The sequence below is a fragment of the Amycolatopsis sp. genome (assembly GCF_035276945.1).
Taxonomy (GTDB): Bacteria; Actinomycetota; Actinomycetes; order Mycobacteriales; family Pseudonocardiaceae; genus Amycolatopsis_E.
Map to the genome: position 1 here is coordinate 1 of NZ_DATELF010000122.1, position 11,314 is coordinate 11,314.

The following is an 11,314-nucleotide window of genomic DNA, read 5'->3' on the forward strand; positions in this document are numbered from 1 at the left end:
CCAGCGACTCGTTGACCTCGACCAACTCCGAGATCTGAGACGCCATCAACGCGATCTGACGATCCCGGGCCACGATCTGCTCGTCCTGCGCCGCGACCCGCGCATCCCGCTCAACCACGAGCCCGATCAGCTCATCGCGAGACAACTCCCCGGTCGCGGGCACCCCAAGATCACAGCAGGTCCGAGCCGAAAGATCAGCACCGACACGCCGAAAAACTCAGAAACCACACCCGCCCCAGCAGTCACAGCCCGCTACACCAAAGCCCCGACCGTCACACATTACACACCAGCTGAATGTTTACACCAGGTTGTGTGCGTCGTAGAGGTGGCGCTCCTGCCGTTGGTTAACTTTAGCTGAGCAAATGCAAGCCCGCTGGTATGCCAGGATTCCTATTGTACCACGACGTCAGATGCAAGTAGATCTTGAAGGTCGTAGGTCGAGAACATTGAATAGTTCCCGGTGTTCTTCAAGCCCGTGTACGACCTTTCCATGTAGGCGCGTGCGTGCTCGACGTCTCTCGTCAGTGTTCTGAATCGAAGCATGTAGGGATGGCTCGAAAAGGGCATGTCGTCGTCATCGTCGAACCCGTGGTCTACGAACAGCTCAACGGCAGTGTCTTCGCGCATTCCCACGTAGGAGTTTTCGTGGTGTACCGGATCGTCCAGGAGCTGGGTTCCGGCGGCACGACTGACGTCATCGATTACTGCTTGGGTAGACCGCTCCCGTAGGGGCCGCAAGAAGATCTGAACGTAGGTCGCCATCGAGCGCCTCCCTCCTCCGGGTCTACGGGCCGGTGACGGTCCAGCCGTTGCCCCAGATAACGATCTTATCGTAGGCATTTTTGCCTAACCCCTTGAACCTCTGAATCCCTTGCAGTGCTTCCTCCCTGGTCAGGGGCGTGTTCTCGGCGTTGATGACGATCTCACGGGCTTGTCCGCCGTTGCGTGCGGACTCGTCGAGCACGCGCATGATTTTGGTGCTACTGGGCGTCTGGGTGGTGATCGTTTTGAATTCGGTGGGCGTGCCGTCGACGAGCGCGTCCGGTGTTCGAACACGGGGTTCCGTCGACGGCTTCAGCGCCGTGACATCGTGCCCCTCCTTGGCCAGTCGGTCAGCGACCGTGCGCTCAGCCGGATCGAATTCGCTCGCGGACTCGTCGATCTTTCCGGTGGCAAGTTCGTCGCTGATCTTGGTGGCGTCGATGCCTTCGACGTTGGGGTTCGGTGTGCTGCTCATCGCGGCCCGGATGGCGGGTCCGACGCCCTGGGTGATGGCGACCGCGCCGCCGGCCGCGACCAGCCCGGTGACCGCGGTGGCGGCGACCTCGGCGATCGGTGCGACGAGGGCGCCGCTGGCGTCGACGCCGACGAAGTCGAGTGCCTTGATGACGGCGACGATGATTGCGTCCAGGCCGCCGTCGGTGAGCACGCTGCCAATGCCGATGACGACCGCGACGGCACCGAAGCTCTCGATGACGGCCTTGATTTTGTTTTTGATCGCCTCTTGGGTGTCGTCGTTCCAGACGCGGAAGTCGATCAGGCTGTTCGTTACATCATCGAGTGCCTGCGGCAGACCGGTGAGGATCGACTGGGACCCGGCGGCGCGTTGCCAGAACTGGTCCAGTTCGTCGAGGTCGGCCGAGGTGTTGTTGCCGAGGAGTTCCTGGAGTTCGGTGTGCAGGTTGGCGGCGAGTTCCCGGATCGCTTCCGCCGCGGCGCGGCACGCGGTGGCGGCGTCGTCGAGCCGGCCGGTGTCCGCGGTGGGGATGTATTTCTCCAGGAAGGCGGGCATCCACCAGGGTGAGGGACCGGTCAGCACCGCGAAATCCGTGTTGGCCGGCCACGGGTTAGGGGTCAGGGGTGTCCAGGGTGCTGGGCCGCCGGGTTGGCCGGGGGCGCTGTCGTGGTCGGCAGTGACGTGGTTGACCGCAGACACGTCGATGCCTTGGCCGATGGAGCCGAGCAGGTCGAAGGCGGTGTGGAAGCCGTCGTTGAGGATGCTGTCCATGGCGGCTGCCCAGCCGTCCTCGTACTGGTGCGCGCCATCGCACGCGCCGGCCGCACCATTGGCGGCATCCAGGGCGGTGAGCATGTCAGCGCGGATGCGGTCGAGCGCGTTTTGTGCGTCGACGAAGTGCTGGGCCACGACGTGGAAATCCTCGGGCGTGATCTTCACCGGTACCAGTGGGCCGCCGTCGGGTCCGTGTCCCATGATCACACCCGCCAGATACGGACGTTCGTGTGTACCGCGCCGGCGTGGTTCCCGTGCGCGGTGACCACGAAGTCCCGGATCGTCCGAGCCTCATCGTGCAGATCCCGCACAGCCGATCGCCACTCGTCGAACGCGGCGCGGAATGCCGCTTGCGCGGCACCGGACCACGAGGATTCCAACTGTCTGACGTGCCCCTCCACCTCATCGAGCAGGGCCGTGGCCTCGTCGACGTGTTTGTCCAGCGCGTTGGCGGCTTCGTCCAGCGCGGAGAAGTCCACCGTCAACTGATCCACGCACACCCCTCGGTAAACCGATGCCTACTCTCCGACAGAGCGAGCGTATCCACAACCGTGGCCTGTGCGGGACCGCTTCGATTCACATCCGCACTCAACAACGCGATGCGATTTGGGCAGAACAGACAAACATGGCCATATGCCAGGTGGGTCGCATGACAATTCGCCGTGGCGAACGTCGTACGGCCGGATCGGCGGCACACGGCCGACGGGTGGTGAGCGTTCAGACGAGTTTGGTCAGGTACTCCGGCTAGAGCGGATCGTTGCCGTGGCAGGGCGGGGCTCCGCAGCTGTACCGGTCCAAGGGCCGGCCAGACTTGGTGCCCGGCTCCCGCACCCTCGAACCCAAGCAACTCGAGCCAGACGCGATGTCGGAACTGATCCTGACCTGGACCGAGCAATACCGGCGCACCATGGTCATCGACACCCACCCCCGGGGGTAGTTGCTACACGCTAGCGGGCACTCGGCACCGCGGCCACGGCTGACGACCGAAGCGCGGCCGAGACCGGCGCCGACGTGCACCACGCCCGCAGGCAGGACAACAGCATGGGAAGCCTCGACACCGCGGCGGTTGACCCGGCGCCAGCCATCGATCTGCCCAACTGACAGCGACCACCGGTCGACGTTGCCGTCCGCACTCCGGAATGACGCCTGGTGCTGATGCATGACCAGGACTTTGGAGACCTCCGTGATCAGGGCGCGGCGTTCCCGCGCGAGCCTGATCCGGGCCCTGTTTTGGAGCACGGTTACTGCCAGCCGCGCTAACTTCTTCATTCGTTCTCGTTCGCGTCGCGCTGTCAGGAGCTCAGAGGATCCGGGGCCACGAAACGGGTAGCGACCTCGTCGAAAATCAGCCAGACGGCCTATTCCTGACAGACTTCGCCGCGCGACGAAAGACCCCTTCGGGGCTGCCGAGCCCCTTAGCCACGCGACATTCGGCGCACTATCCCGAAGGAGAAATTCGCTCGATCTGGTGGAATCTCCAGTGGGCACCCTGCAGATCCGACCGTTGCACGACGCTGGCCACCACCCAGGCTGTCGGCACGCGGTCGCCCCGGCCGAGATCCGACCATCTCGTCCTGCGCGACCGCGGTGGCCTTGTATCCAGCTCGCGCTCACCGGTGCGGGTGTGCGGGTCAGCGCTGCCACCGGTCGGTAGCGGCGACTGAGTGTCCACGTCGGCGCAGGTGCTGGGCGAACTCACGCTGCGCGCTAGCGAGCCCGTGCACAAGCATCATGTGCTTAGGGGCGACGTCAGCAATGATCGACGTCAGGCCGGACCGGTCGGCGTGCGCGGATAGCGCGAAGCTCGCGACCCTCGCCTGCACTTCGATTGGCTCGCCCTCAAGCATGAACGTCGGCGACTGTTGCTTTGCTAGCTGCAGCAGGTCGTGCCCGGCCGACTCCTCGTCCTGATAACCAGAGACCAGCAGCGCTGCCTTTGGGTCAGGCAGCAACCACCGCGCCCACGTGATCGCTGGGCCGCCTGTGAGCATCCCGGAGGTCGTAACGATCACGCCGCGTCGCAGCGCGATGTACTGCTCGCGGCGAGTGCCCGGGGTGACCTCACGGACGTCTTCACCGAAGATCTTGAGCGGGTTCTCGCAGTTAGCTGTCTGCTGCTCGTACAGGTGCGAGATCGTCTTGGCGAGTCCGTCGACAAGCACTGGCACACCCGGCAACTCGTTGCGAAGCGTGAGCAACACCTCCTGGGCGCGCCCGAGCGCGAACGCAGGTACAAGTACCCGCCCGCCGTTGTTGACGGTGTCAGAGACTGTGTCGGTGAACCGTTCGACCTCGCGTGCCCGGTTCGAGTCCGCTTTGCAGTAGGTGGACTCGATGACAAGAAGGTCGCTTCCGTGGGCGGCAGCTGGAAGGATCAGCCCGGACACCGATGCCTGCCCCTGCGCTGGATGCGACACATCGCCGGTGATCGTGACACGGGCAGTGCCGGCTGTGACAACGACGCCCGCAGCGCCGAGGATGTGCCCGGCGGGAAACAGTTCGATGGTGACACCGTCGGCGACCTCGACAACGCGCCCGAAGGCGACCGGACGGATGCGGTCCTGCGCAGCAAACACCTGCAGGCTGCGGTAGGGCGGCTCGTCGGCAGGTTCACCAGGTTCGACGCGCTCGTGCCCGGTGCGTTCGAATACCTTCACCGAGTCGTTCCACATGGTCGGCAGCAGTGCCGCGGTGTCGGCGGTACATAGCACGTCCATAAATGGGTAGCGGGCGACCAGCGCCGGTATGAACCCTGCGTGGTCATTATGGGCGTGCGTAATGACGACTGCGTCGATGTTCCCGGCGAGGGCGACATCCAGGTCTGGTGGCCCGAGGCACGATAGCCGCTGCTTGGGTCGCGTGCCGCAGTCGACCAGAATGCGCGCATCGCCAGCCTCGACAAGGATGCATGACCCGCCAATGTCAGTGCCGCCGCCCAATGGTGTCACGCAGATCTCGCGGCTACGGGTGAACAGCGGAGAAGCCGGTTCCTCGGCGGGCGGTGCGGCAATCGCGTCCAGAGCGGCGAGAAACGCATCCATAACTAGGTCGGCGCGAGCCAGCGCGTCGGTGACGAGCGAATCCGGCGGTGCGAGCGCGGGCGTCAACACGACGTCAGCACTATCGATCGCGGAATTGTCCTGCCGGTCCAGCTCACGCGGATCGCGTTCGATTGCCGGTGCTGGGGCGGGCCGCAGCGCGCGGGCCAGGACCTCCGCGGCGTGCACGACGTCGCTGTCAAGGTGGGCGATGCGGGAGCGTTCGCCAGCGAGCTGGGCGCGCAATGCTTCGGCGGCGGTGAGCGCCTCGTCGCGGTCGGACAAAGCAGCTTGGAGCTGTTGCCGGGCCGTGAGTAGCTCGGAACGGGTGTATTGGAGCTGGCCGCGAGCCTGGTCGCGACGCTCACGTACATGCTTCAGATCGCGTTGCAGGCGCGAGAAGCGACGCTCATCGACGAGCGTCGCACCGGCTGGAGCACTTGTCGGTTGGGAGGCGGTTTTCGCGGACGCCGTCGGTATCGCGACCGAAATGGCGACGAGCGCGGTCGGATCGGTTCCAAGCCGTTTCGCCGCAGCCGCGGAGGTGCCCGCGTCAGCATCGAGCAGATCGTCGAGCAACGGATGACGGCACCCGTCGGAGCGCAGCTGCTCGGCATACTGCGCGGCTAGTCGAGTGCGCAGGCTCGATTGCCGCGCGATGAGTGACAGCAACGCCGCTCGGTTTTGGCCGATGAACTCGCCCCTGTCGATAGTGCGGCCTCGTAGGGTGGGGCTGGCCAGGGCAGCGTCGGCCGCTTCGCCGACGAGGGCGACCAGCAGTTTTCCGGGACTGTGGGTCATTCGCGTGCCGAGCCAGCCGTCTCGGCCGCAGCGACGGCGACCTGGTCCAATCGAAGCTGTCCATCGTCGGCGCTGACAACGAGTACCCCGAGGTTGCGGAACAGATCGACGACTGCGTGGGTGCTCTCATACCCAGCGGCTTCGAGCCGTTCCGGCCGCAGCGCAGCGAAAGCGTCCTCGGCGGCGGCGATCGCCATGAGCTCGGCAAGCGTGTGGGCGTCGGCAACGTCACCGGACAGGGCGGTGAGCAGGAATTCCCATGCAGCCCCCAGGACGTCGTCAGCGCGGACGCCGAGTGCGTCGACGAACTCGTCAGCGTGGACCGGGTTCGCCAACCAGGTGCGCAGGTTATCAAGCGCGTCGGCGCTTGAGGCTTCGGCAACCCGGTTGACGAGCATCGGCCAACCACCGGACACGGCCAGCAACTCGGCGCGCGACGCGTCGTCCTGGAATGGGACGGCGATCTCGTTGAACCACTGCCGAAGCCCGGTGTTGTCGTAGCGGTGCAGCGCGGTCAAAGACGAGGACGCGTCAGCTTCGGCGGTAGCACGCACCCATAGTGGCGCCTGCTCGGGTCCGGTGATGAGCACTATACCGAGAGTGCCACCATGGCTTCCCGCGATCGCGGCGCGGGCACGGGACCACGCGTCGAGCGCTGCGGCATGGCCTACGGTGCGGAGGTCGACGGTGACGACCGCATGCCCCTTGAGAGCGGTCATTGCTGCTGTCTGGCACGCCGTTTCGAAATTGGTGACCGTCGTTTCCTTGATCGGGATGGACCGGGTGCCGTAGACGGCGTGCTCGTTCTCGTCACGCAGCACGCGGGCACAGCGGGAGACGGTCAGTGCGTCTGAACCTGCGATGACCCGTACCTGACTGCGAGCGGCGAGCAGGTCGGCGATCTGCGCGGACGTGAGCGGGCTGCGGGTGATACCGCCTGCGAACGCAGGCCGCAGCAGCGACCCGTCGAAACTATCGGGTAACGGTGTGGATTCGGCCGCGTCGAGAACGTCGTCGACCTCGTCGCGGGAACCAAGAAGCGCGAGCACATTCGGGGTCCGAAGCCGGTATGCGCCCTCTGCGGGCGAATATGACAGGACGCCGAGCGCGACGCACTCATCAAGCAGGGCGCGGAATTCGCCGGTACGGACGTCCTCAGCCGCGAAGCCCTGCGGCCACCACTGCTCGCACTGGCTGCGCAGCTCGGTCGGCGTAAGCGCTGACCCAACGCCGTGCGCGTACGCGTGATAGGCGACGGTGTAGGCGATGATCTTGTAGCGGGGGTCGAGGTTGAGTGTCCAGTCAAACCGCTTGCGGAAAGCCTCACGCAGAGACGCATCGGACCACACTGCTTCGATGTGGTCGGCGTTAACCCTCTGCGGCAAGGTCGCCGGGCTACCGGAGCGCTGCAGGTGGGTGAGCAGCTTCGCTCCGAAGAGCTGAATCAGCGATGGCTGGTTGTTTGCTAGCGCGAGCACGCGCGCGGCGACGTTGTCGTCAGTGAACCGATACCCTAGTGCGCGCAGCGGATCCGTGAGTAGGTCGTAAGCTTGTTGTGGGGGAAGCGGCCCGACGCACACCGGGTTACCAAAGTGTGCGAGAGGATGGTTGGAGAGCCGTTCGAACCGCGCGGTTTGGTGCAAGCCAGCGAACACAACCTTGACAGCGCGGTCTGTGTGCTCCATCAGTTCCCGGAAAGCAGCTACGTGGGTGAACTTGCCTTCCTTAGCGTCGGCGTCGAGGAAAAAATCCGACTCGTCCAACAACAGGAGCAGTTGGCGGCCGGGTACCGCCTTGACCCACGTGATGATGTGCTCTATCGCAGCGGCAGCGATGTCGCCCGTGGGCAGGTCTTCGCTCGGAACGATCTTCTTCTCGGCCAACCGCGGCCACAAGGTGGTCCACACCTTTTCAGCCGGGATCGCACCCTGCCCAACCTTGTAGATCGATTGATAGATCGCCTCGCGGTTCTCGCCAGCGTCGAACTTCCGCGCTGCTGCGCGCAGCAGCGCTGACTTACCAAGTTGTCGGCCGCCGTAGACGATGCAGGAGCCCATCATGTCGATGACCTGGTCGAGCTCGTCAGTGCGGCCGTAGAACATCTCGACCGGCACCAGCCCGGCAACGTCCGGAGTAAATGGAGCCGAGGACGCAAACGGCAGCGTGATCGCCATAGTGGTGTCGCGCCGCGGGGTCGGCTGCGCGGACAGGTAGGCAAATGCGGCATCGTCGACGACCGCAGTGGTCGGCAACTTCGGCCCCGACCGCATCAGGGTAGCGAGCTCGCGGCGCGCGTCGACTGACAGGATCCCGAAGTACAAGACCAGCACTGCGTGGTCGGTTGGCTCGTCGCGAAGCAGTTCGACGAGTCTGCCCGGTGTCGGGGCGCCCCACACGGCAAGTACACGGAGCGTGTCGCCGGACGGGCTGATCTTGCTGCCGAAGGCAGGGATGAGCGCCTCACCCTCAGTGCCGCGCACACCGGTCAAATGCATCCATGAGCTGACCCCTGGGCCGCGCCCCTTTCGCCGGTTCGACGTATCCGCCTTGGCTGCGAAGAACCCGAGCTGTTCAAGAACAGGCTTGACCTGGGACAACTTGCCATCAAGCGCGCGGGCGCCTGTGAGGTTCGTCCACTGTTCGAGACGACTGGACGCGGTCGGGCGGCGGTTGATGCGCGCGAGGTCGATCTGCGCACCAGCGAGGAGGTCAGCGAGCGGCCCAGACTGCGGGTTGCGGCCGGCGTCGATGGCGCGCTTGACCTCGCCAAGAACAGACGGGGCGCGCACGCCAGTGGCGTTGGCGAACATGGCAGGGAACGCCGGGAAGAACCGCGCGAGGTGATCGACGTCGACACGTGGCGCGGGCAGCTCGCCAAGAAAGCGGATCGTTTCGATGTACTCGTCGGCCGTGGTGATGTCCTCAGCGACGATGCATTCCGAAATGCGCCCCGCCTGCTCATCGGTCAGCGCCAGCTTGTCCTGCAGTTCAGCCAGTTGCTGCCATTTGGCCTCAATGGTGGCCGCAACCTGCTTCTCCCGCAGCTCCTCGACGACGATTAGTTCTCCTTCCATCACATCGAAGTCGCGGCGGGGCCCACTGCTGTCGATCTCGAACGCACGGGCGCGGACGGACAGTGCCGACCAGGTGTCGCCAGACAGGCGCCCAAATCGGCGGTCGGAGTCGATGCGAGTAGCGAGCTCAGCGACACGTGTGTCGAGCCGCTCAGCGGCCGCGGCTACGTCACGCTCTCGGATCGCTGACAGGCGGCGCGCAAGCTGTGGGTCCGTGCCGCGAAGCATGTCGATGATCACCTGGGTGCCGACGTGGTCAAACCGTTCGGTACGACGGTTGAACGCTGCCGTCCAACCAGCGGTGTCCGCGCGGAGGGCGGTCGCCGCAGCATCAATGTCAGTGACGGTGACTGTGCGCCGAGGCACGAGCGTCGGCGCAACGTCCAGCGGCAGATCGGCGGCGAGGGCAAGCAGGCCATTGCTGACCCGGTCGGCAGTCAGTTCGACTTCGGTGACGAGCTGGACGCCCGAGCTAAGCATGTCCAGAGAGTCCTCCAAAAGCACAAGGCCAGCGTCAATGGCCGCGTTGCGGGTGCGCTGGTCAGACTCAGCCAGGCGGGTCAGTTCAGCGATGGCATCCGCGCGCAGCGCGGTGACGCGACTGCGGAGTTCGGTGATTTGTCCGGACATCCAGCCGGTGTTGGCCGTCTGAGTGATACTTTCGGTCGTCTCCACCCATTGGGCGAGGACGGCGGCGACGTCGCCAGCCCCGGCGATAAGCTTGTCTCGGGCGCGCGCCTCTATGCGGCGAGGCCGCTTCGAGTGCGGCGAGGCGACTGTGTCTCGGTCGAGGGCCGATTCAAGCTCACTTCGTGAACGCAACTCGGTGACTCGCTTGCGGACGAACTTGAGATCTTCAGGACGGCGGGAGCCGGACGCGACGAGCGAGAGGGCGGCACCGAGGTAGCCGGTCGGCTCCATCCACATCTTGTACAGCGCGGTCGCGGCCGCGTAACGGATGTTGCGCGAGGACGCAGCGTCGAGCATGGTGCGGGCGGTGTCAACCAGAGCCTCATATTCGCTTTCGAGGTTGGCGACCTCGGCTACCACGTCGCTGCTGCGGGGGGTCAGGTACGCGCCGCTGTAAATACATGTGAGCAGCGCGTCGGTCATCTTCTCGATGGCCGGGCCAGACTTGATGATGGCCGGGCACAGGTCGCGCAGCGGGCCGGTGGCACCCGCGGTCGGCGACAGCAGGCCGGCTCGGACCGACGCGGCGTACACGAGCATCTGCGAGCCGGGCAAGTCGCGCAGAGCTTCGGCGTCGAGGTCCGCGACGAGGTCCTTGAAGGCTGCTGCATTCGGGCCCGTAGAGGTGCGCATCGCCGTCGCGTGGGCGGCCAGCCGGTGCGCAAAGGTGACAACGGCCGGAGCTCCTGCGCTTTCGCGGAGCCAGCCAGCCAGGGCGTACTGCCGGGTGTTCATCAGTGTCACGTACAGATCGTCCGTGCAGACCGACTCGGTGTTGACCAAGCCTGGATCGTCCAATTCGACCGGGTGCTTCGACGCCAAGGAGCCTACGCCGGCCGAGGCTCCCCGGATCGGCGTCTTGGGCGCTAGCGTGCCGTCGCCAGTCGGTACGGTCAGGTCGAGCTCGGCCAGCACTTCGTCGATGCTCGGCTCGTCGACGAGAGCGCCGTCTGTGGGCTTCCGGCTTATCTCGCCCTCGGAGATGACCGGCCTTGCCTGGGCGATATCGTCTGTCCATCCCGCCGTGTCGGACTCGGTCTCGCGTTCGGAGTCCAGCTCAGCGGAAACTTTGGCCTTGGATTTTCCTGCAGACGACCTCTCGTCGCCGACGGTGTCGGGTATCCCATAGCCTGAGTCGGTCGTCGCATTGAGGTCAGGGGCGGGCTTCGCATCTACGGACAAGGCGTCGCCGTCGATCGCATCGGGTGTCACCCCGTCAGCCGGTGGCCTGACGGAGTGAAGAGTAAGCGCGCCGGGGGCGCTGGCGAGCATGACGAGCACAGCCGCAGACGGCAGCCCGGCCTGCACGATGCGGACCAGATCGGTGGCACGCTCTGGGTCACTGCCAGCAAGATCAATCGCGGTGACGAGAGCGTCGAGGGCCGCGAGGACCGTTGGGTCGGTGCTGGTATCGGCGGTTGTGGCCAGATCAGCGATCTGACGGATCTCGTTTGCGACGTACTCCGGGCCGTGCAACCCAGCCAGGCGGCCGACGCTGTCGAGCACGTCAGCGGTGGTATGCGTGGATGCGGCTAGCTCAAGATCGTCAAGCGCCTGCTCTAGGCCTTCAGTAAGCGTGTCGTGCGGTAGATCTGCCCGTAGATAGGTCAAGGGCCTTATGCTGCCTGGGTTTTGCGCGCCAACGCAGCCCAGTCAGAAAGGCCCTTGTGGTGAAGAAGGTATCGCATGAGCAGAGTCGG

At 65.2% G+C, this 11,314-nt stretch carries 5 protein-coding genes; 1 reads left to right on the forward strand and 4 read right to left on the reverse strand.

Annotated elements, in window-relative coordinates; genetic code table 11:
• The first annotated feature begins 549 nt into the window (after positions 1 to 549).
• Positions 550 to 729, forward strand: a complete 180-nt coding sequence (locus tag VJT49_RS22140; RefSeq protein WP_324166807.1) for a hypothetical protein — start codon at positions 550 to 552, stop codon at positions 727 to 729.
• 55 nt (positions 730 to 784) lie between these two features.
• On the opposite strand, the gene VJT49_RS22145 is transcribed toward VJT49_RS22140, so the two are convergent.
• From VJT49_RS22145 to VJT49_RS22160, 4 genes are all read right to left on the reverse strand, one after another.
• Positions 785 to 2,176 carry a hypothetical protein gene (locus VJT49_RS22145; protein WP_324166808.1) on the reverse strand — a complete coding sequence of 464 codons (1,392 nt, stop codon included), beginning with the start codon at positions 2,174 to 2,176 and terminating at the stop codon, positions 785 to 787.
• Between the two features lie 38 nt (positions 2,177 to 2,214).
• Positions 2,215 to 2,505, reverse strand: a complete 291-nt coding sequence (locus VJT49_RS22150) for a WXG100 family type VII secretion target (protein WP_324166809.1) — start codon at positions 2,503 to 2,505, stop codon at positions 2,215 to 2,217.
• A gap of 1,137 nt (positions 2,506 to 3,642) precedes the next feature.
• A complete protein-coding gene (locus VJT49_RS22155) occupies positions 3,643 to 5,850 on the reverse strand; it encodes an MBL fold metallo-hydrolase (protein WP_324166810.1) in 2,208 nt (735 codons plus the stop codon).
• Positions 5,847 to 11,225, reverse strand: coding sequence for a hypothetical protein (locus VJT49_RS22160; RefSeq protein ID WP_324166811.1), 5,379 nt, complete (start codon positions 11,223 to 11,225; stop codon positions 5,847 to 5,849). The genes VJT49_RS22155 and VJT49_RS22160 overlap by 4 nt, the downstream gene beginning before the upstream one ends.
• Between the last annotated feature and the right edge of the window lie 89 nt (positions 11,226 to 11,314).

Bases quoted from the DNA above. Each gene is read 5' to 3' on its own strand.
- VJT49_RS22140 (WP_324166807.1), top strand. From the start codon at position 550: ATGGCTCGAAAAGGGCATGTCGTCGTCATCGTCGAACCCGTGGTCTAC.
- VJT49_RS22155 (WP_324166810.1), bottom strand. From the start codon at position 5,850: ATGACCCACAGTCCCGGAAAACTGCTGGTCGCCCTCGTCGGCGAAGCG.